Source organism: Arthrobacter sp. ES3-54 (genome assembly GCF_029504395.1).
Taxonomy (GTDB): Bacteria; Actinomycetota; Actinomycetes; order Actinomycetales; family Micrococcaceae; genus Arthrobacter.
In genome coordinates this window covers 89,336-109,290 of the sequence record NZ_JAQFIF010000011.1, presented here as the reverse complement: position 1 = coordinate 109,290, position 19,955 = coordinate 89,336, and the positions used below count along the sequence as shown (strand labels likewise).

Sequence of the window (19,955 nt, the reverse complement as noted above, 5' to 3'; positions counted from 1 at the left end):
GGAGTGAAGTCACACTGGGCGGCTGCGCCCGTTCATGCAGCCCGGCAGGGCGCCGTGCGGTATTTTTGAACGTGTGCTGATCTCTGACCGCGACATTCGAACCGAAATTGACTCCGAGCGTATTATCCTCGAACCGTTCGACCCCGCCATGGTCCAGCCGTCCTCCGTGGACGTCAGGATCGACAGGTTCTTCCGGCTGTTCGACAACCACAAATACGCCCACATTGACCCGGCCGAGGAGCAGCCCGAGCTGACCCGCCTGGTGGAAGTGGAGTCCGGCGAGCCGTTTATCCTGCACCCGGGGGAGTTCGTTCTTGGCTCCACCTACGAGACCGTGACGCTACCGGATGACATCGCGGCCCGCCTCGAGGGCAAGTCCTCACTTGGCCGGCTCGGCTTGCTGACGCACTCGACGGCAGGCTTTATCGATCCCGGATTCTCCGGCCACGTAACGCTGGAACTGTCCAACATGGCCACGCTGCCCATCAAGCTGTGGCCCGGGATGAAGATCGGCCAGCTGTGTTTCTTCCGGCTGTCCTCCGCCGCGGAGCACCCCTACGGTTCGGGGGAATACGGCAACCGCTACCAGGGCCAGCGCGGCCCCACTGCCAGCCGCAGCCACCTGAATTTCCACCTCACCGACATCTAGGCAGACACTTAGCACCGCGGCTCGTAGCACAGGCATCCAGTGCCGCGGCTCGTACCGGCGGCAGGCTTACGCCGGGCCGGAGGTCCGGAAAGCGGGACCCCGCACGGGACGGCGCAGGGCCCGGACGAGTGGCTCCACGAAGCGGGCCGCCAGCGGCCCCACGATTGCCATGATCAGGACATAGGCGGTGGCGAGGGCCGCCAGATCCGTGGGCACCACGCCGGAGGCGACGGCCAGTCCGGCGATGACAATCGAGAACTCGCCTCTCGCGATCAGGGCGGCGCCCGCACGGTACCGGCCGGGAACGCCAATTCCGGCCCGTTTGGCCGCCCAGAACCCGGTGATCATCTTGGTGGCTGCCGTCACTACGGCCAGCAATAGGGCCCAGCCGAGGACCGGAGGGATGGATCGGGGATCGGTGTTGAGGCCAAAAACAACGAAGAAGATCGCTGCGAAAAGATCACGGAGCGGTTCCAGGACGCGGGTGGCGCTGTGGGCCGTGGCGCCGGAAATGGCGATGCCGAGCATGAACGCTCCGACGGCCGCGGAAACCTGCATGGCGGCGGCGAGCCCCGCCACGAGGAGTGCCGCGCCCAGCAGGTTGAGCAGGAAGACCTCGGAGTTCTCGCTGTGCACCGCCTTGGACACGTGGTGGCCGTGCCGCAGGGCCACCACCAGGACCAGGGTGACGACGGCCAGGGAGATGCCCACGGTCTGCAGGCCCATCAGCAAGCTGACGCCGGCCAGCGTGGCGGTCAGGACCGGCAGGTATATGGCCATGGCCAGGTCCTCGAAGACCAGGATGGAAAGGACCACCGGGGTTTCCCGGTTGCCGATCCGGCCGAGATCGGTAATCACCTTGGCCGCGATCCCGGAGGATGAAATGTAGGTGACGCCGCCCATCACCATGGCCCCCACGCCGCCCCATCCCAGCATCACTGCGAGCATCGCGCCGGGCAGGAAATTGAGCAGCAGGTCCAGGATGCCGGCTTGCCAAGACCTCCGTAGCCCGGTCACGAGCTCGGCTGCCGTATATTCCAGTCCAAGCATAAGCAGAAGCAGGATCACGCCGATCTCGGCGGAAAGATGGGCGAACTCGTGCATGCCTTCGAGTTTGACGAGGCCGCCGGCCCCGAAGAACAGCCCGCCCACCAGATAGAGCGGGATGGGCGACATGCCGATCCGCCCGGCCAGTCTGGCCAGCAGGCCGAGACAGAAGACGACGGCCCCCAGCTCGATCAGGGTCAGGGCGAGCGGATCCATGCCGCTTATCCGTTGCGCAGGATGCTGGCCGCCGTGTCCAGGCCTTCTTGTATTCCCACCGCAACGAGGAGGTCACCAGGGTGAAGGACGACGTCGGGCCCCGGGGAGGGCAGGACCTCGCCTTCGCGCATGATGGCCACAATCGAGACCCCGCTGCGGGTCCGGATGCACGCCTTGCCCATCGGCTGGTTCTGGAAGGGGGACTCGGCGCTGATCGAAAACTGGCGCGTGACGATCCCGGGGATTTCCCGGTGCTCTTCGGAGAGTTTCATGGCAAGACGCTGGCCGCCCAGAAGGTTGCCCAGGGTGGCGGCCTCGTCCGCGGTCAGCGGCACGGAGGCCTGGCATGTGTCGGGATCGTCCCAGGTGGAGACGATGAGTTCCGTCTGGCCCTCCCGGTATTCCACCACGCCGATCCGGCGTCCGGAGGCAGTCATGAAGTCCTTGCGCCGGCCGAGGCCGGGGAGGTCCGTCTCATCCACGTTCATATCATCAGCCTAGTGCGCGAACCGGATTTTCGGCCGCCCTCAGGCCTCCGGGACCTCCGCGATTTCGGTCTGGTCCGGGGCTTTGACCGGCAGGAGCACCAGCAGGCCTGCGAGCAGCACCACCATGATGCCGAGAATGCCCCAGCGCTGGGCCTCGCCTGTTGCCACGAAGGGGGTGGCGACGGTGATGCACACGGTGAAAAGGGCGGGGGCGAGGAAGCTCACGGCCCGGCCGGTGGTGGCGTAGAGGCCGAAGAGCTCGCCGGATTCGCCGTTGGGGGCGAGCCGGGCGAGGTAGGCGCGGGACGACGACTGGGCCGGTCCCACGAAGAGGCACAGCAGCAGGCCGAAAATCCAGAATGTGGTGCTCCCGGCCCAGGCCATGCCAAAGAACTCGTAGCTGCCGTTGCCGAGGACCAGGATTGCGGTGCCCGCCACCAGCAGGCCGGCGAGGGACGCGATAATCACGGCCTTGGGCCCGATCTTGTCATCCAGGAAGCCGCCGAGGATGGCGCCGACGGCGGCCACGACATTTCCGAAGATCGCGAAGAAGATAACGTCCTTGAGTTCGAAGCCAAAGGTGCCGGCCGCGATCACCCCGCCAAAGGTGAAAACCGCGGCCAGCCCGTCCCGGAAGATGGCGCTCGCGAGGAGGAAGTAGATGGTGTGCGGGCTGGTCCGGTAGATCGCCTTGATGCGCCGGACGAGCAGGCCGTAGGAGCCGAGGAAGCCAATGCCCGCGCCCCGCTCGGAGCGTGGCAGCTCCGGCACCGCGAACAGCACGGGCAAGGCAAAGATGAAGAACCACAGGGCCGAGAACACTGCCACCAGCCGGATGTTCAGGCTGTCCGCGGTGGAGGCGCCAAACCACTCGAAGCTGGGCTGGACAAAGAGCTGGAGCACAATCAGCAGCGCCACAATGCCGCCGAGATACCCCATTCCCCAGCCGAATCCGCTGACCTTGCCGATGTTCCGCGGGGTGGAGATCTGGGCGAGCATGGCGTTGTAGTTGACCCCGGCAAATTCGAAGAAAACGTTGCCCAGTGCTATCAGCGTGACACCAAGGATCAGGAAATCCGGCCGCGGGAAGACGAAGAAGCACAGCCCGGTCAGGAGCGCGACGGCGGCCGTGTTGACCCCCAGCCACAGCTTGCGCCGGCCGCCGGTGTCCGAGCGTTGCCCGGTGACCGGGGCCAGGAGCGCGACGGCCACGCCGGCGAAGGCCAGCGCGGCGCCCAGGACCGCCGAGGCCTGGTCCTCCCCGCCGAAGGACTTGGAGGTCAGGTAGACGGTGAAAACAAACGTTGTCATGACGGCGTTGAAGGCTGCCGAACCCCAGTCCCACGCGGCCCATGCGAGGATCCGGCCCCTGTGCGTGACGGGACTTCCCGATTCCAGTTCCGAGGGGCGCATGGCCTCTGGGGCGGCGGCAGTATTCATAGCCTGAATGGTAACCGCCCAGGGTGTCCTTGGAGGGGCAGCATGCGGGGTCTCCGGCGGGGTTTTGCCGGGCAGTGTTTAGCTCCGGGGTCGCTATGGCTTCGAACTGTGCTCGGCTGGTTGTTATGGGCCGGTTGTTCAGGGCCGGTCTTCAGGGGCCGGTGTCCCTGCCAAAAGAATTTGTACACGCTTGGTAAACTGTCCGCACCGAACCTAACAAATGACCCGCCTGCTCCAACTTGCTGACAATCGACTTTCTGACGTTGCGGAGATACCAGTGATCACAGTCCTTGCCGTGCACTTTGCGGTGGCTGCTGTGGCCCCGCTGCTGTTCCGGAAGTTTGGCAGGAATTCGTTCTTCGCCCTGGCCGCGGTCCCCGCGGCCTCCTTTGTCTGGCTGCTGCTGCAGCACGACGCCGTCTATACAGACGGGGCGATCACGGAGGTGGTGCCCTGGATTCCCGGCCTGCAGCTCGACCTCGCATTCCGGATGGATGCCCTGGCCTGGGTCATGTCCCTGCTGGTGCTGGGGGTGGGTGCGCTGGTGCTGGTCTACTGCGCCCGCTACTTCGAGAACAAGGACGACTACCTCGGCGGTTTCGGGGCGCAGCTCCTGGCCTTCGCCGGTGCGATGTTCGGCCTCGTTACGGCTGATGACCTCCTGCTGATGTTCATCTTCTGGGAACTGACCACGGTGCTGTCGTACCTGCTGATCGGCTACGCCCGCACCCGGCTGTCAGCGCGGCGCTCGGCGCTGCAGGCGCTGGTGGTTACTACCGCCGGCGGGCTGGCCATGCTTGTGGGGCTCATCATCCTCGGTGCGACAGCCGGAACCTACCGGATCCAGGCCATCTTGGACCAGGCGCCCGCCTTGGTCGCCGGGCCCGCGGGCGGGGCGGTGAACGCCGCCGTCGTCCTCATCCTGATCGGTGCGATCACCAAGTCCGCCCTGGTGCCGTTCCACTTCTGGCTTCCCGGCGCGATGGCTGCCCCCACGCCCGTGAGCGCCTACCTGCACGCCGCGGCCATGGTGAAGGCCGGGATCTACCTGGTTGCCCGGCTGGCCCCCGGATTCGCCGAAACACCGCCGTGGCTGCCGATCGTGCTGGGCCTGGGCCTGGCCACCATGCTTGTGGGCGGCTACCGGGCCCTGCGGCAGACCGACATCAAGCTCATCCTCGCCTACGGCACCGTGAGCCAGCTGGGCTTCATGACCATGGTGGTGGGCCTGGGCACGCCCGAGGCGGCACTCGCCGGACTGGCCTTCCTCCTGGCGCACGGGTTGTTCAAGGCCACGCTCTTCCTGGTGGTGGGCATCATCGACCACCAGGCCGGGACCCGCGACATCCGCGAGCTCTCCGGCGTCTACGGCTCGGCCCGGGCACTGGCGATCGTAGCGGCGATCGGCGCGGCCTCGATGGCCGGCGTACCGCCGCTGGCCGGCTACGTCGCCAAGGAATCGGTGTTCGAGGCCTTCATCGAGTACACCTCGGCGTCCGGGACCGGGCCCTGGCTGCTGGGAGGCGTGGTCCTGGGCTCCATCCTGACCTTCGCCTACAGCGCCCGCTTCATGTGGGGCGCCTTCGCCTTCAAGCCCGGCGTGGAGCCCACGGACTTCAAGCCGGTCAAACCCGCCTTCCTTGCCGCGCCGGCGATCCTGAGCCTCCTCACGGTCCTGTACGGGCTATGGCCCGCCCCCGTTGACGGCTGGATCCAGCCGTATGCGGAGCTCTTTGTGGACGGCTCCGAGTCCTCGCCGGGGCACTTGGCGTTGTGGCACGGCCTCACCCCGGCCCTGGGGTTGACCGCGGTGACGTTCGTCCTGGGCCTGGCCATGTTCTACGGCCGCAACGCCGTGGCCCGGCTGCAGGCACTGGTGCCGGGCTGGATCGACAGCGACCGCGCCTACCAGAACACGATCGGCGCCCTGGACGACACCGCTGTCTGGATCACCGGCCGAACCCAGCGAGGCTCCCTGTTCTTCTACCTCTCCGTCATCCTGACCGTGGCGTTCGTCCTGCCGCTGACGGCGCTGCTGCTGGCCAATAAGCCGCTGCCGGACGGTCTCTATTTCATCGATCCCGGAGCGCCGCTGCAACTGGTGGCCGGCGCCGGGATCGTGATCGGGGCGCTGGCCGCGGTGCGCGCCAATAAACGGTTCCTGGCCGTCCTGATGGTGTCCGTCACCGGCTACGGGATCGCCATGATGTTCGCGCTGCAGGGAGCCCCGGACCTTGCCCTGACCCAGATGCTGGTCGAAACCATCATCCTGGTGGCGTTCGTGCTGGCCATGCGGAGCCTTCCGCCGGGGCTTCGGGACCGCACCGGCGGCAAATACCGAGTCATCCGCGTGGTGATCGGCCTGGCCTTCGGCGTCACCATGATCTTCGTGGCCATCTACGCCCTCGGCGCCCGAGTGGCAACGCCGGTCTCCCTGCAGTTCCCGCAGCTGGCCTATGAGGGCGGCGGCGGCCTTAACGTCGTCAACGTGACCCTGGTGGACATCCGGGCCTGGGACACCTTTGGCGAGATCTCCGTCCTGGCCCTGGCCGCCACCGGCGTGGCCAGCCTCATCTTCGTCCGGGGCCGCGGCGACCGCATCCGGACGTCCGCAACTGTCGCGGAAGGGACCGTGGGCCGGCGGACCGGGGCCAGGGGCAGCACCCGGGACGACGCCGCCCTGGCGATGTCCCGGCGGTTCGCTGCCGCCACGAGCGACGCCTGGCTGGTGGCCGGCCGGACCCTGGCGCCCGAGCGCCGCTCGATCATCTTCGAGGTGGTCACCCGCCTGATCTTCCACTCGATCATCGTGTTCTCCCTCTATCTGCTCCTCGCCGGCCACAACCTGCCCGGCGGGGGCTTCGCCGGTGGCCTCACCGCCGGCCTCGCCCTGACCATCCGCTACCTGGCCGGCGGCCGCTTCGAACTCCGCGAAGCCACACCCGTCGGCGCCGGCACCCTGCTGGGGATCGGCCTGGCTACGGCGGCGGCCGCCGGAATGACGCCGCTGCTGCTGGGCGGCCAGGTGTTCCAGAGCGCCATCGTGGAGCTGTGGCTGCCGGTCTTTGGCGACATCAAGTTCGTCACCTCGACCATCTTCGACATCGGTGTGTACATCGTGGTGGTCGGACTGGCCCTGGACGTGCTGCGCAGCCTCGGTGCGGAAATCGACGAGCACTTCGAAGAGCCCGCCGAGCCCTCCGAAGACGAGGACAGCGGCAGAATCCCCGCCGAAGCCACCGTCGAGGCCGACGCCGAAACCACTTCCAAGGGGAGAACATGAGCGTCAACCTGACCCTGCTGGCGGTGATGGGCGCCCTCTACGCCTGTGGCATCTACCTGATCCTTGAGCGCAGCCTCACCCGGGTGCTGCTCGGCCTCATGCTGCTGGCCAACGCCACCAACCTGCTGATCCTCGCCACCGGCGGCTACGCCGGGCTGGCGCCGATCTTCGACAAGGACACCCCAGCGGAGGACTACAACGACCCCCTGCCGCAGGCCCTGATCCTGACCTCGATCGTGATTTCCTTCGCCGTGACGGCATTCATGCTGGGCATCATCTACCGCACCTGGGTCCTGGCCCGCCAGGACGAAATCCAAGACGACGCCGAGGACCGCCGCGTCGCGGAAACGCCCAGCTTCGATGCCGAGGACGACTCCGTCATCCCGGTCGAGACGTCAGAATTCCCGCTGGCCATGGTCGGCTCCGACGGCGCCGGAACCAACGGCACGGCCGCGGTCATGTCCGGTGGCCGCCCCATGCGGGCCGACAAAGCCGCCTCTGAAGAACAGCCCGGCTCCCTGAACGTTGACCCCAGACCGGAAGGAGGCGAAGAGTGAACATCACCAGCTTTGCCCCGCTCGCCGTCGTACTCCCCATCATGGGCGCCGCCCTGACCTTCCTGCTCATCCACTACCCCCGGGCCCAGCGCGCGATCAGCATCGCCGTCCTGACCCTGACCCTGCTGCTGGAATGCTGGCTGCTCGCCTCCGTCTGGGAAGGCGGGACGGCCGCGGTGGACATCGGCGGCTGGTTGCCGCCCTGGGGCGTCGTGCTGGTGGTGGACCAGTTCTCCTCGCTCATGCTGGTGGTGTCCTCGACCGTGAGCCTTGCGGTTCTGATCTACGCAACCGGACAGGGTATGGCCGACGGCGACCGCGACGCGCCGGTCTCGATCTTCCACCCGACCTACCTGATCCTCGTGGCCGGGGTGTCCAACGCCTTCCTCTCCGGAGACCTCTTCAACCTCTACGTCGGCTTTGAGATCCTGCTGACGGCCAGCTACGTGCTCATCACCCTCGGCGGGACGGGCCCGCGCATCCGGGCCGGCGTGACCTACGTGGTGGTCTCAGTCGTGTCCTCGGTGCTGTTCCTGATCGCGATCGCCATGATCTACGGCGCCACCGGAACCATCAACATGGCGGACCTCGCCATCAAGCTCGGGGACCTCGACCAGGGCACCCGGACGCTGCTGCACGTGATGCTGCTCGTGGCCTTCGGCATCAAGGCCGCCGTCTTCCCGCTGTCCTTCTGGCTCCCGGACTCCTATCCCACCGCGCCGGCCCCGGTCACCGCGGTGTTTGCCGGGCTGCTGACCAAGGTGGGCGTCTACGCCATGGTCCGCACGGAGACGCTGCTCTTCCCGGGGGATGCGCTCAACGCCCCGCTCATGGTCGCGGCGCTGCTGACCATGGTGGTGGGCATCCTCGGCGCCCTGGCCCAAAGCGACATCAAGAGGCTCTTGTCCTTCACCCTGGTCAGCCACATCGGCTACATGGTCTTCGGCCTGGCCATGTCCACGGTGGCCGGCCTGGGCGCCGCCGTGTTCTACGTGGCCCACCACATCACCATCCAGACCAGCCTGTTCCTGGTGACCGGCCTGATTGAACGCCGCGGCGGCAGCTCATCCATGGACCGCGTGGCCGGGCTGGCCAAGCTCTCCCCGGTTCTGGGGGTCCTGTTCTTCGTTCCCGCCATGAACCTGGCCGGAATCCCGCCGTTCTCGGGTTTCCTGGGCAAGCTGGGGCTGCTTCAGGCAGGCGTCGAACTGGGCACGCCGCTGGCCTACGCCTTGGTGATCGGCGGCGTGCTGACCAGCCTGCTGACGCTGCTGGCGATCGCGAGGGTCTGGAACCGGGCGTTCTGGCGCAAGCCGGAGGACGCTGAGCACCCCGATCCGGTGCTCCTGGCGGCGCCGGCGGACTCCGCCACCGGGGACCGGGCCGGGAAGACGAACGTGACCCTGCTGCCCCGCACCATGGTGGGATCCACCCTGGGCCTGGTGGTCTTTGGCGTGGCCCTGACGGTCTTCGCCGGGCCGCTGTTCAGGGTGGCCGACCAGTCCGCCGAGGAAATGCTGGACAGGTCCTCGTACATCCAGGCCGTGCTGGGCGAGGACGCGCCGGTGCCGCCCGTGCCTCCGGCGGCCCAGCCCGGGCAGGCCCAGCAGCAGGGCGGCGGCAAATGAACCGGAAAAGGATCTCGCTGCGCCAGGAACTGCCGCTGCTGGTGTGGCTCGTTTTTGTCTGGGGCGCGCTGTGGCAGAACTTCAGCCCGGGCAATCTCCTCTTCGGGGCCCTCATCGCCGTGCTCGTGGCACGGATCTTCTATCTCCCCCCGGTGGAGCTCGGCGGCCGCTTCAACGTCCTCCGCGCCGTGCCCTTCGCCCTCATCTTCCTCGGAAAGGTGGTCGCGGCAAGCTTCCAGGTCCTGTACCTCGCCGTGGTCCGCGGCCCCAACGTGGTCAGCGCAATCGTCGCCGTGCCGCTCCGGAGCCACTCCGACCTGCTGGTCACGGCCACCGGGCATGTGATCTCGCTGATCCCGGGATCCCTCGTGGTGGAGGTGGACAGATCAACGTCCACGCTCTACATCCACGGCATCAACGTCCGCAATGCCGAGGACGCGGCCAAGCTGCGCAAGGAGGTCCGGGACACCGAGGCCGGGCTGATCAGGATCATGGGGACCAAAGACGAACTGTCCGCCCTTACCCAGGAGCTCGCCGCATGATGCAGACCGTCCTGACGGTGACCGCCGTCGTACTTTCCCTGGCCGCCGCGGGGGCGATCATCCGGATCGGGCGCGGCCCCTCGCTGCTGGACCGGGTGCTCGCCGCCGACGTGCTGCTGGCCATTTTCGGGGCGGCCCTGTGCATCGACATGGCCGTCAACCGGCACCTCAACAACCTGATGCTGCTCGTTGCGATTTCCCTCATCGGCTTCGTCGGCTCGGTCACCGTGGCCCGCTTCGTGGCTGAGAGGAGGGAGGGCAGCCGTGAATCCTGAAACAGTGATCGATGCCGTCTCGGCAGTGTTTATGGTGGTCGGCGCGCTCATGTCACTCGGCGCCGCGATCGGGCTGTTGCGGTTCCCGGACCTCATGAGCAGGATGCACGCCGCCACCAAGCCGCAGGTCCTGGGCCTGTTCCTGCTGTTGGCGGCCCTTGGCCTGCAGATGCGCACCTGGTGGGTGTGGCCCGTCCTGCTGGTGGCCTGGCTCTTCCAGCTGCTCACCGTCCCCGTGTCCGCCCACATGGTGGGCCGGGCCGGCTACCGGACCAAGCACCTGCATCCGGAGCTCCTGAGCTCCGACGAGCTTGAGGCCGTAGTCCAGAAGGCCGCCCAGAAGGCCGCCCAGAAGACGGCCAACCACGGAGTGGACGACGACGACGCCGGCCGCTGAGCCCGTGGGGGACGGGCGCGGCGGCCAGCGCCGTCGGCCATGCCGCGACCGGTGCCGCGGCTAGCCGAGTCCGGTCAGACGATTTCCTGGGACTTGGCGAAGCGGGTGATCGCGCGCTGGGTGCCGCGGTTGGCGAGCACCTGGATGATGGCGCTGACCGATGCGGAGATCAGGGCGAACGTCAGGGCCGAGCGCAGCGTGGTGGGGACGTCGTCGTCGTCGCCCTTGGGCGGCTTGTTGCCCGTGGACTTCTCCCAGATGGCGTCCACCAGCTTGGTGCCGGCAAAGCCGGCCACAAGGCTGATGCCGGTGCCGAGCAGCTTGATGAGGATGTTCATTCTTCGGTCTCCTTGGGACGGGAACGGATTTCCCCTAGCCTAGCGTTCCGGTGTCAGGACCATCCGCAGGGCCTCGACCACCAGGTCGTGGTCCGCCTTCTGGGGCAGGCCGGACACGGTGACGACGGCGACGGCGCCCGTGCCGCGCACGTATATCGGGAACGCCCCGCCGTGGGCGGCGAACTCCGTCTGATCCCACCAGGCGTTGTCCTCGATCCTTCCGCCGGCAGCCCGGGCCCGGAGGCCCACCAGCAGGGACGGGACCTCGTACCGCAGCGCGGTGCGCTTCTTGGCATTGATCCAGCGCTCGTTGTCCGGCGTGGCGCCGTCCAGTGCGGCGTGGAAGAGCACCTGCTCGCCTTTGGTGATGTCGACGGCGATGGGCAGCGAGCGTTGCCTGCCCAGCTCGACCAGGAGGAGGCCGAGGTCCAGGGCGTCGTCCTTGCTGAACGACGCGAACTGGAGCGCGTCCATCTCGGCCAGCACGCGGCCGATGAGCGCCGCCAGTGACCCCGGCGGCTGCGGCTCGCTCGAGTCCGGTTCGTATTCCCCGGAGGGATCTTGTGTGGCTGGTGTCTGCGTCAAAATAATCCAGCTTTCCCGTAGGTGACGCGGCCGCCCGCTGGCGGGTCCGGGTGTCCGACACGTCGACTCTACCAAGCCGCTTTTCCCGGCCGCGGTGGCCGTCCCTGCCCGGACCCCGATTGTGACGGCACACCACTGAAAACCCGGCCGTCCGGGTGTAAACTGAGCCAGCCCACAAGGGCGAAATAATTTACGACAGGGGAGCGCCGCCGTCGGGCATCGCCGGAAAAATCCGGGGAAACCTTTGGTGGGCGCTGAGAGTGCGGACAGCCGCAGACCCTCGAACCTGATCCGGTTAGTACCGGCGCAAGGGAGTCGAGTTCTCAGGGTGCGCGGAGGGCGGCGGAAGCCGAGGCCGGCCGGAGCACCCTCCCCTCCTGTTCCTCAGGAGGACGACATGACAGATATTTCAGCGCAGCATGGTTCCGCCAGCCGTTCATCCGCTCGGCGCAACTACAGCTGGCGTGTGGTGGACATTGTGGTGGCCGCGTTGATCGCCGTTGCCGGCGGCGTCATTTTCTGGGCCTGGTCCCAGGGCGCGAACCTGATTTCGGTTCCGGTCAACGCGCTCTACCCGCCGCTCAGCGGACTCTACGCCGGCGGCTGGATGATCCCGGCGGTGCTGGGCATGCTCATCATCCGCAAGCCGGGCGCAGCGCTTTTTTGCGAAACGGTCGCGGCCACGGGCGAGCTCATCATGGGTTCGCAGTACGGCACCACGGTGCTGATCTCCGGTGTCCTGCAGGGCCTCGGCGCGGAACTGGTCTTCGCTGCCTTCCTCTACAAGAAGTTCAACCTGCCGGTCTCGCTGCTGGCCGGAGCCGGCGCGGGCCTCTTCTGCGGCCTGAACGATTCCTTCCTGCCGTGGGGCTGGAACATCGCCTACGCTGCCGGTGACAAGCTCGCCTACATCGTCTTCACCACAATCTCCGGCGCAGTGATTGCCGGAGGACTGGCCTGGCTCGCCACCCGCGGCCTGGCCAAGACCGGAGTGCTGGGTTCCTTTGCCTCCCGCAAGGCCGCCACGGAGCCCGTGTTCTCCTGATCCCTTCTCCCGAACACACTCATCCTGAATCCCGCAGAGAACCCATGAGATCTTCACCAGGCGTCCGGCCGGCCGCCGTCACGGCCCGCGGCTGGGGCTGGCGGCATGCCGGACGGCCCCGGCCCGCGGTCAGCGGCCTTGACCTGGACATCCAGCCGGGGGAGCGCGTGCTTCTGCTGGGGCCCTCCGGCGCCGGAAAATCCACGCTGCTCCACGCCCTGGCCGGCGTGCTGGGCGACGGCGCGGCCGGCGCCTCGGGGGCAGCGGGCGACGCCGAGGACGCCGACGAGACCGGAAGCCTGCTGATCGACGGCGCCCCGCCACGGGCGCAGCGCGGCCGCGCCGGGCTTGTGCAGCAGGACCCGGAAACCCAGGTGGTGCTTTCCCGCCTCGGCGACGACGTCGCCTTCGGGGCGGAGAACCTCGCTGTCCCGGCGGCAGAGATCTGGCCGCGGGTGCGCGAGGCGCTCGACGACGTCGGGCTGGGCCGGCTGCCGCTGGACCACCCGACCTCGGCCCTCTCCGGCGGACAAAAGCAGCGGCTGGCGCTCGCCGGGATCCTCGCGATGCGGCCGGGGCTGCTGCTCCTCGACGAGCCGACAGCCAATCTCGACCCCGCCGGCGTCCTGGAGGTCCGCGATGCCGTGGGCCGCTGCCTGGACAAGACCGGCGCCACCCTGGTGGTCGTGGAGCACCGGGTGGGGGTCTGGAAAGACCTGGTGGACAGGATTGTGGTGCTGCAGCCCGGGTCCGCCACGGACTCCGCGGGATTGAACTCCGCCGTACTCATTGACGGGCCGCCGGACCGGGTCCTGGCCGAGGCGCGGGACATGCTCATCGGTGCGGGCGTGTGGGTGCCGGGCTACGTCCCGGCGACTCGGACGCGGCGGCCGGCGCGGGACGCAGGGCAGCTCCTGCTCGCGGCCGAGGGGCTCGCGGTGTCCCGCGAGCGGCCGCGGCGTGCCGGGCTGCGCGACGGCTTCCGCACGATCGCGCCGCGCCCGGTCCAGGCCGGGGTTTCGGTCCAGGTCCGCACCGGCGAGGCTCTGACCATCACCGGACCGAACGGTGCGGGGAAGTCCACCCTGGCGCTGACGCTGGCCGGTCTCCTGCGGCCCGTCGCGGGGACGGTCTCGGCCGCGCCGGCGCTCAGCGGCGGCGCCAGTGGTCACGCCAGGGGCCGCTCCGCTGGTCACTCCCCTGGTCACATAGGCGGCGGCGCCGGAACCGATCCGTACCGGTGGAAGGCCCAGCAGCTGATCGCCAGGATAGGCACCGTGTTCCAGGAACCCGAGCACCAGTTCGTCACCGGCAGGGTCCTGGACGAACTCATGTTCGGCCCCCGCCACCTCGGCTACGGCGAAGACCGCGTTGACGAGCTGCTGGAGCGGCTGCGGCTGACGGAGCTGGTGGACGCCAACCCCTACACGCTCTCCGGCGGCGAGAAGCGCCGCCTTTCGGTAGCCACGGTGCTGGCGGCGCACCCTCAGGTGCTGGTCCTGGACGAGCCCACCTTCGGCCAGGATGCCAACACGTGGGCCGAACTCGCCTCGTTCCTGTCCGAGCTCCTCGACGCCGGCACCGCCGTCGTCTCCGTGACGCACGACGCCGAATTCAGCGCCGTCCTCGGCGGCACCGAACTCCGCCTCCGGCCACGGGAAACCGCCGCCGCTGCTCCCGGCCCGGAACTTGAGCTGCCGGAAGGGGCCTCGCCGTGAGGGACGCACTGAGCCTGCGCGGCAACCATGCGCTGCTGACCCGCGCCAACCCGCTCGCCAAGTTCACGGCGGTCACCCTGATCACGCTGGTCCTGGCGCTGTCCATTGACTGGGTCTCGGCGTCGGTGGCGCTGGCATTCGAACTGCTGCTCCTGCCGCTGGCTGGCCTGACCCTGGCACTGCTGTGGCAGCGGGGCTGGCCGCTGATCCTCGCGGCGGCACTGGGCGGCTGGAGCACCGCCATCCTGGCGCCCGACGCCGGTTCCGTGCTGGTCGACGCCGGGATCTGGTCCATCAGCGCCGGCTCCCTGCAGCTGGGGATCGGCTTCATGCTCCGCGGGCTTGCCATTGCGCTCCCTGCGGTGCTGCTAATGAGCTGCACCGACCCCACGGACCTGGCCGACGCCCTGGCCCAGAATGCAAAACTGCCGCACCGGTTCGTCCTGGGCACCTTGGCCGCCATGCGGCTGGTCGGGATCATGGCCGAGCAATGGCAGACGATCGGTATGGCCCGGCGGGCCCGCGGGGTGGGTTCGAGCGGCAACCCCTATCAGCGGTTCCGCGCCACTTTGGGCCAAAGTTTCGGCCTGCTGGTGCAGGCGATCCGGAGCGCCTCACGGCTCGCGGTGACCATGGAGGCCCGCGGCTTCGGCGGCGCCGCGCGGACCTGGGCCAGGCCGTCTACTTTCAGCGGACTCGACGCCTGGGTGCTGTTGGGCGGGCTCGGCATCGCGGCAGCAGCCGCCGCCGCGGCCCTCGGTGCGGGCACTTGGAACCTCGTCTTCCTCACGCACCAGTAGCCGGCGCCGCCACCGCCGGCGCCACTGATTCAAGCGCCGCAGCACACCGCAGTCCGCCCGTTATCGCATGATGCGGGTATCCCTGTGAGATTAACGGCATTCCGGCCGGAATGCCCTGGGTTAATAAATCATCCGTGATATTTTCGGGACATGACTCAACCGACTGCTGAACATGTAGGCCTCCTGCTCCGCGAAGCCCGCGGGGCGAAAGGCTGGACCCAGGGACAACTCGCCGCCGAGCTCGGCACCAGCCAGAGCGCCATCGCCCGGATGGAACAGGGCAAGCAGAACCTGAGCCTGAAGATGATCCAGCGCCTAGAGGCGATCGTCGGGCACAGCATCGTCAAGGTGGGCCGGCCCCAGATGACCCACCTCCGGGTCGAGGGCGGCCGCACGCTCGCCGGTGCGGTGGACGTCAACAGCAGCAAGAATGCCGGCGTCGCGCTGTTGTGCGCCAGCCTCATCAACCGCGGCACCACCACCCTCCGCCGGCTGGCCCGGATTGAGGAAGTCAACCGGATCGTGGAGGTGCTGACCAGCATCGGCGTCGAATGCACCTGGCTCAACGCGAACGACCTCCAGATCCGCCGCCCCGCGGTCCTGGACCTGGCATCCATGGATGTGGAGGCGGCCCGCCGGACCCGCAGCGTCATCATGCTCCTGGGCCCGCTCCTGGACGAGGCCGACATCTACCGGCTGCCATACGCCGGCGGCTGCGACCTCGGCACCCGCACCGTGCAGCCACACATGCAGGCACTGCGCCAGTTTGGCCTGAGCGTGGAAGCGAAGTCCGGGTTCTACGCGGTGCAGGCGCCGCCGTCGGACGCCCATGACCGCTCGTTCGTGCTGAGCGAACGCGGCGACACCGTCACCGAGAACGCCATCATGGCCGCAGCCCACCGCCGCGGCACCACCATCATCCGCAACGCCAGCCCCAACTACATGGTGCAGGATCTCTGCTTCTACCTGCAGATGCTCGGTGTGGAAATCGCGGGGGTTGGCACCACCACGCTGGAGATCACCGGCCGCCCGTCGATCGACGCCGACGTCGAATACTTCCCGTCCGAGGACCCGATCGAGGCGATGAGCCTCATCACCGCCGGCATCGTGACGAACTCGGAAGTCACCATCCGCCGCGTCCCGATCGAGTTCATGGAAATCGAACTCGCCACCCTCGAGCAGATGGGCCAGCGGCTCGAGGTCTCCGGGGAATACTTTGCCCGCAACGGCCGCACCCGCCTGGTGGACGTCACCACCAAGCCCTCGGAACTGCGGGCGCCGGAAGACAAAATCCACCCCATGCCTTTCCCCGGCCTGAACATCGACAACCTGCCCTTCTTCGCGGTGATCGCCGCCAACGCCCACGGCCAGACCATGATCCATGACTGGGTCTACGAGAACCGGGCCATCTACCTGACGGAACTGAACAAACTGGGCGCCCAGGTCCAGCTGCTCGATCCCCACCGGATTTATGTCAATGGGCCCACCAAGTGGCGTGCCGCCGAGGTGGGCTGCCCGCCGGCCCTCCGCCCCGCCGCCTGCCTGCTGCTGGCCATGCTGGCCGCCCGCGGCGTCTCGGAGCTGCGCAACATTTATGTCATTGAGCGCGGCTATGAGGATCTGGCCGAACGGCTCAATACCATCGGCGCGAAGATCGAGTATTTCCAAGACTGATCCTCGGCAGCGCGGGGTCGGATCGCGCCGCCCCAAGCGGTGCCACGGGCCCCGCGTGACCCCCCGCCGGTGTGGCACGTTTCGGCCGATCGTGACGCACAATAGAAACATGCGAACCTTCGGCGCGGAGGAAGAACTGCTCATAGTGGACCCCGAATCGGGGATGCTGCTTGCCCTCGCCGACCTGATGCTGCCCAGCCTGGTTCCGCCGAAGCAACCTGCCACCGGGGTCCGCGGGACACAAAAACCGGTCCACGAGGGCGCCGACTTCAGCTACGAGCTCAAGCTCGAACAGATCGAAACCCAGACGCGGCCTTGCCTGGAGTACACGGAACTGCTCCGCCAGCTCAGGCAAGCCCGGGTTCTGGCGGACACCGCCGCCCGCGCTCACGGCGGCCGCGTCGCAGCCCTGGCAACGTCACCCCAAGGCTCCGCCACACACCTGACGCCGAATCCGCGCTACATGACCATGCAGCAACGCTTCGGGCTCACAGTCCGGAATCAACTGACCTGCGGCCTCCACGTCCACACCTTTGTGGAGTCCCCGGAGGAGGGCGTGGCTGTGATGGACCGGATGCGCGACAAGCTTGCCGTGCTGATAGCACTCAGTGCGAATTCCCCATACTGGAACGGGGCTGAGACCGGATTCGAAAGCTACCGCACCCAGGCGTGGAACCGCTGGCCGGGGTCGGGTCCCACGATGATTTTCGGCAGCTTGCCCGTCTACCGGCGGACAGTGAAGCGGCTGGTGGAAAGCGGCGTCCTGATGGACGAGGGGATGGTCTATTTCGATGCACGGCTGGCCCGGCAGCACCCCACTGTGGAAGTCCGCGTCGCCGACGTCTGCCTGCGGGCCGAGGATGCTGCCCTGATTGCCGTGCTGGTGCGGGCCCTCGTGGAGTCGGCGTCGCGGGAATGGAACGACGGCGTCGAACCCGCCCCGGTGCCCACGCTGCTATTGCGGATGGCCGCTTGGCAGGCCAGCAACTGCGGACTGCGCGCGGAGCTCCTGGACTTCGGAACCTTCACCCCTGCCCCGGCCGCGGACGTGGTCAGGGCACTCGTGGACTTCCTGGCCCCGGTGCTGGAGGAGCAGGGCGAGCTGGACCTGGTGCGCGAGGGCGTCGAACGGATCGTGGCTGAGGGCACCGGTTCCCAGTTGCAGCGCGGGCCGTTCCGGGCGGGCGGGCTGCCCGCCGTCGTCGAACGGGCCGTCGAACTGACAACTCAAGGGGCCGCCGCCGGGGAACCGCTCGGCGGGAACGTGCCCCTGGACCGGCTGCGCCGGGGCTGAGCTGGCACGCCGCTGGCTAGACCTGCTTGAGCGCTTGGCCGAGGTCGCGGATCAAGTCCTCGACGTCCTCCAGGCCCACCGAGAGCCGGACCACGCCGTCGCTGAGCCCGATCGCCGCACGGCCTTCCGGGCCCATCGCGCGGTGCGTGGTGGTGGCCGGGTGCGTAATGAGCGTCTTGGCGTCGCCAAGGTTGTTGGAGATGTCGATGATCCGCAGCGCGTCCAGCAGCGCGAAGGCGGCCTGCTTCGCAGTGCGTCCCGGCGAAGGCGAAAGCTCCAGCGTGAGCACGGTCCCGCCGGCCTTCATCTGCTTCACGGCGAGGGAGTACTGCGGGTGCGACGGCAGCAGCGGGTACAACACCGCGCCGACCGCAGGCTGTCCCTCGAGCCATTCAGCCAGCCGCAGGGCGGAGGCCGAGGAATGGTTGACGCGCAGGGCCATGGTCTCCAGGCCCTTGGTGAGCACCCAGGCATTGAAGGCCGACAGCGCCGGACCGGTGTGCCGCATGAGCTGCTTGACGGGCCCGTCAATGAATTCCTTGGTGCCCAGGATGGCCCCGCCCAGGACCCTGCCCTGGCCGTCGATGTGCTTGGTGCCGGAGTAGACCACCACGTCCGCGCCGAGGTCTCCGCAGCGCTGCAGCAGCGGGGTGGCGAAGACGTTGTCGACCACCACCGTGGCGCCGGCCGCATGCGCCAGTTTGCTCACGGCGGCGATGTCCACGATTTCCTGCATGGGGTTCGATGGCGACTCGAAGAACACCGCCGTGGTCGGCTCGGACAGCGCAGCCTGCCACTGCTCCAGGTCCGGTCCGTCCACGAAGACCGTATCGACACCCCAGCGCGGCAGGATCTCGTTGAGGATCACGAAGCACGAGCCGAACAGTGAGCGGGCTGCGACCACGCGGTCGCCGGCAGCCAACAGCGCGCCGAGGGCGGTGAAGACGGCGGACATGCCGGACGCCGTCGCGAAACATGCCTCGGTTCCCTCGAGCAGCCGGAGCCGCTCCTGGAACGTCGCGACGGACGGGTTGCCGTAGCGGGAGTAGACGAAGCGCTCGTCCTCCCCGGTGAAAGCGCGCTCGGCGGCGGCCGCGGACTCGTAGACGAACCCTGAGTTGAGGAAGATCGGCTCGGTGGTTTCCTGGAAGCCGGTGCGGTCCAGGCCACCGCGGACGGCCTGGGTGTCGGCGGCCCAGCCGGCGGCGTCGGGATTGAAGGTCACTTAGATCTTTCCGAGGTTGGTGGGCAGGCCGCGGTTCTTCCAGCCGTTGACAGTGCGTTCGCCAAAGCGGTCGGTGTCGCCTTCGAAGCCCTCAAGAACGTTGTACGAGGTGTAGCCGGCGGCCGTCGCGGCCGTCGCGGCGGCGGCCGACCGGGCACCGGACCGGCAAAGGAACACCAGCTCGACGGCGGTTTCCTCCGGTGCCTGCCGCTTTAGCTGTTCCACGAAGTGCGGATTCGGCGCGCCGCCGGCGAGGTTCCACTGGATGAAGAGCGGATCGTTTTCCGTCGCTTTCGTGTCCGGGATGCCGATGTGGGCCCATTCGCCCTCGGTCCGGACATCCACCAGAATGGCTCCCGCCTCAAGCTTGGCCCACGCCTCAGTGGGGCTGAGGTCTCCTGCGTAGCTCATGCGTGGCCCTCGAATGCTCCAACAGCGTCAAACTCGTCGGCGTCGAGCTCATCAACCGCATTTGCCACGGCGGCGTCCGCGCTCGCAATGGCAGCCGGCAGGACCAGCGCCTGCGCCACGATCACGGTGCTGCCGTTGAAGCTGGCGGCGGGGCTTCCATGCAGGACATAGCCCTCGGCCAGGGCGGCCGACACGCGCTCACAAAAGGCGCGGTCATCCGCACCGGTGAACAGGCGGTAGGCCAGTCTTTCCTCGCCGGCGGGGGCTGTGCTGGGGGCTGCACTGGGGGCTGTGCCGGGGGCGGCTGAGGTACTGAGTATTTCGGGTACCGCGGGTGTTGACG

At 68.0% G+C, this 19,955-nt stretch carries 20 protein-coding genes and 1 riboswitch; of the genes, 12 read left to right on the top strand and 8 right to left on the bottom strand.

Annotation, left to right across the window (positions count from 1 at the left end; translation table 11 throughout):
* Positions 1 to 73: 73 nt before the first annotated feature.
* Complete coding sequence (dcd, locus tag M2428_RS17250) at positions 74 to 649, top strand: dCTP deaminase (RefSeq protein ID WP_277527187.1); 576 nt, start codon at positions 74 to 76, stop codon at positions 647 to 649.
* 66 nt (positions 650 to 715) lie between these two features.
* Here the strand turns inward: dcd and M2428_RS17245 are convergent, their stop codons facing one another.
* From M2428_RS17245 to M2428_RS17235, 3 genes are read right to left on the bottom strand one after another with little or no spacing between them, the layout of a single operon-like run.
* Entirely contained in the window at positions 716 to 1,912 is a 1,197-nt protein-coding gene (locus M2428_RS17245) for a cation:proton antiporter (protein ID WP_277527186.1), read from the bottom strand.
* Between the two features lie 5 nt (positions 1,913 to 1,917).
* A complete protein-coding gene (locus tag M2428_RS17240) occupies positions 1,918 to 2,400 on the bottom strand; it encodes a TrkA C-terminal domain-containing protein (RefSeq protein WP_277527185.1) in 483 nt (160 codons plus the stop codon).
* Positions 2,401 to 2,439: 39 nt separating this feature from the next.
* Complete coding sequence (locus tag M2428_RS17235; RefSeq protein ID WP_277527184.1) at positions 2,440 to 3,840, bottom strand: MFS transporter; 1,401 nt, start codon at positions 3,838 to 3,840, stop codon at positions 2,440 to 2,442.
* Between the two features lie 277 nt (positions 3,841 to 4,117).
* Between M2428_RS17235 and M2428_RS17230 the strand changes: the two genes are divergently transcribed.
* The 6 genes from M2428_RS17230 to mnhG are packed head-to-tail and all read left to right on the top strand — an operon-like array spanning position 4,118 to position 10,522.
* Positions 4,118 to 7,123 carry a Na+/H+ antiporter subunit A gene (locus M2428_RS17230; RefSeq protein ID WP_277527183.1) on the top strand — a complete coding sequence of 1,002 codons (3,006 nt, stop codon included), beginning with the start codon at positions 4,118 to 4,120 and terminating at the stop codon, positions 7,121 to 7,123.
* Positions 7,120 to 7,680 carry a Na(+)/H(+) antiporter subunit C gene (locus M2428_RS17225; protein ID WP_277527182.1) on the top strand — a complete coding sequence of 187 codons (561 nt, stop codon included), beginning with the start codon at positions 7,120 to 7,122 and terminating at the stop codon, positions 7,678 to 7,680. The genes M2428_RS17230 and M2428_RS17225 overlap by 4 nt, the downstream gene beginning before the upstream one ends.
* Positions 7,677 to 9,308: a Na+/H+ antiporter subunit D gene (locus M2428_RS17220; protein ID WP_277527181.1), complete on the top strand. Its 1,632-nt coding sequence runs from the start codon at positions 7,677 to 7,679 to the stop codon at positions 9,306 to 9,308. Before M2428_RS17225 ends, M2428_RS17220 begins: the two co-directional genes overlap by 4 nt.
* A complete protein-coding gene (locus M2428_RS17215) occupies positions 9,305 to 9,850 on the top strand; it encodes a Na+/H+ antiporter subunit E (protein WP_277527180.1) in 546 nt (181 codons plus the stop codon). Before M2428_RS17220 ends, M2428_RS17215 begins: the two co-directional genes overlap by 4 nt.
* Complete coding sequence (locus M2428_RS17210) at positions 9,847 to 10,125, top strand: monovalent cation/H+ antiporter complex subunit F (RefSeq protein ID WP_277527179.1); 279 nt, start codon at positions 9,847 to 9,849, stop codon at positions 10,123 to 10,125. The genes M2428_RS17215 and M2428_RS17210 overlap by 4 nt, the downstream gene beginning before the upstream one ends.
* Entirely contained in the window at positions 10,115 to 10,522 is a 408-nt protein-coding gene (gene mnhG, locus M2428_RS17205) for a monovalent cation/H(+) antiporter subunit G (protein ID WP_277527178.1), read from the top strand. Before M2428_RS17210 ends, mnhG begins: the two co-directional genes overlap by 11 nt.
* Before the next feature lie 74 nt (positions 10,523 to 10,596).
* Here mnhG and M2428_RS17200 read toward each other — a convergent pair whose 3' ends face one another.
* On the bottom strand, positions 10,597 to 10,860 hold the full coding sequence (locus M2428_RS17200) for a DUF4235 domain-containing protein (RefSeq protein ID WP_277527177.1): 264 nt from the start codon (positions 10,858 to 10,860) through the stop codon (positions 10,597 to 10,599).
* 39 nt (positions 10,861 to 10,899) lie between these two features.
* The gene (locus tag M2428_RS17195) at positions 10,900 to 11,445 is read right to left on the bottom strand and encodes a heme-degrading domain-containing protein (RefSeq protein WP_277527176.1); all 546 of its coding nucleotides are present in this window, start codon (positions 11,443 to 11,445) and stop codon (positions 10,900 to 10,902) included.
* A gap of 187 nt (positions 11,446 to 11,632) precedes the next feature.
* A riboswitch (TPP riboswitch) is annotated at positions 11,633 to 11,776 on the top strand.
* Between the two features lie 66 nt (positions 11,777 to 11,842).
* Here M2428_RS17195 and M2428_RS17190 point away from each other — a divergent pair.
* The 5 genes from M2428_RS17190 (at position 11,843) to M2428_RS17170 (ending at position 17,976) form a co-directional block, all read left to right on the top strand.
* Positions 11,843 to 12,490, top strand: a complete 648-nt coding sequence (locus M2428_RS17190) for an ECF transporter S component (RefSeq protein WP_277527175.1) — start codon at positions 11,843 to 11,845, stop codon at positions 12,488 to 12,490.
* Between the two features lie 44 nt (positions 12,491 to 12,534).
* Complete coding sequence (locus tag M2428_RS17185; protein ID WP_277527174.1) at positions 12,535 to 14,208, top strand: ATP-binding cassette domain-containing protein; 1,674 nt, start codon at positions 12,535 to 12,537, stop codon at positions 14,206 to 14,208.
* Positions 14,205 to 15,008, top strand: coding sequence for an energy-coupling factor transporter transmembrane component T (locus tag M2428_RS17180; protein WP_277527173.1), 804 nt, complete (start codon positions 14,205 to 14,207; stop codon positions 15,006 to 15,008). Before M2428_RS17185 ends, M2428_RS17180 begins: the two co-directional genes overlap by 4 nt.
* 150 nt (positions 15,009 to 15,158) lie before the next feature.
* Positions 15,159 to 16,682: a UDP-N-acetylglucosamine 1-carboxyvinyltransferase gene (locus M2428_RS17175; RefSeq protein WP_277527172.1), complete on the top strand. Its 1,524-nt coding sequence runs from the start codon at positions 15,159 to 15,161 to the stop codon at positions 16,680 to 16,682.
* A gap of 109 nt (positions 16,683 to 16,791) precedes the next feature.
* Positions 16,792 to 17,976: a glutamate--cysteine ligase gene (locus tag M2428_RS17170; protein WP_277527171.1), complete on the top strand. Its 1,185-nt coding sequence runs from the start codon at positions 16,792 to 16,794 to the stop codon at positions 17,974 to 17,976.
* A 16-nt stretch (positions 17,977 to 17,992) separates the two neighbouring features.
* Here M2428_RS17170 and M2428_RS17165 read toward each other — a convergent pair whose 3' ends face one another.
* The 3 genes from M2428_RS17165 to M2428_RS17155 are packed head-to-tail and all read right to left on the bottom strand — an operon-like array spanning position 17,993 to position 19,857.
* The gene (locus tag M2428_RS17165; RefSeq protein WP_277527170.1) at positions 17,993 to 19,201 is read right to left on the bottom strand and encodes an O-succinylhomoserine sulfhydrylase; all 1,209 of its coding nucleotides are present in this window, start codon (positions 19,199 to 19,201) and stop codon (positions 17,993 to 17,995) included.
* The gene (locus M2428_RS17160) at positions 19,202 to 19,612 is read right to left on the bottom strand and encodes a rhodanese-like domain-containing protein (protein ID WP_277527169.1); all 411 of its coding nucleotides are present in this window, start codon (positions 19,610 to 19,612) and stop codon (positions 19,202 to 19,204) included. It lies immediately after the preceding gene.
* A complete protein-coding gene (locus M2428_RS17155; protein WP_277527213.1) occupies positions 19,609 to 19,857 on the bottom strand; it encodes a DUF1737 domain-containing protein in 249 nt (82 codons plus the stop codon). Before M2428_RS17155 ends, M2428_RS17160 begins: the two co-directional genes overlap by 4 nt.
* Between the last annotated feature and the right edge of the window lie 98 nt (positions 19,858 to 19,955).

Coding starts and splice junctions, on each gene's coding strand:
- M2428_RS17215 (WP_277527180.1), top strand. CDS start 9,305: ATGAACCGGAAAAGGATCTCGCTGCGCCAGGAACTGCCGCTGCTGGTG.
- M2428_RS17185 (WP_277527174.1), top strand. CDS start 12,535: ATGAGATCTTCACCAGGCGTCCGGCCGGCCGCCGTCACGGCCCGCGGC.
- M2428_RS17170 (WP_277527171.1), top strand. CDS start 16,792: ATGCGAACCTTCGGCGCGGAGGAAGAACTGCTCATAGTGGACCCCGAA.
- M2428_RS17190 (WP_277527175.1), top strand. CDS start 11,843: ATGACAGATATTTCAGCGCAGCATGGTTCCGCCAGCCGTTCATCCGCT.
- M2428_RS17210 (WP_277527179.1), top strand. CDS start 9,847: ATGATGCAGACCGTCCTGACGGTGACCGCCGTCGTACTTTCCCTGGCC.
- M2428_RS17235 (WP_277527184.1), bottom strand. CDS start 3,840: ATGAATACTGCCGCCGCCCCAGAGGCCATGCGCCCCTCGGAACTGGAA.
- M2428_RS17160 (WP_277527169.1), bottom strand. CDS start 19,612: ATGAGCTACGCAGGAGACCTCAGCCCCACTGAGGCGTGGGCCAAGCTT.
- M2428_RS17175 (WP_277527172.1), top strand. CDS start 15,159: ATGACTCAACCGACTGCTGAACATGTAGGCCTCCTGCTCCGCGAAGCC.
- M2428_RS17245 (WP_277527186.1), bottom strand. CDS start 1,912: ATGGATCCGCTCGCCCTGACCCTGATCGAGCTGGGGGCCGTCGTCTTC.
- M2428_RS17225 (WP_277527182.1), top strand. CDS start 7,120: ATGAGCGTCAACCTGACCCTGCTGGCGGTGATGGGCGCCCTCTACGCC.
- M2428_RS17200 (WP_277527177.1), bottom strand. CDS start 10,860: ATGAACATCCTCATCAAGCTGCTCGGCACCGGCATCAGCCTTGTGGCC.
- M2428_RS17240 (WP_277527185.1), bottom strand. CDS start 2,400: ATGAACGTGGATGAGACGGACCTCCCCGGCCTCGGCCGGCGCAAGGAC.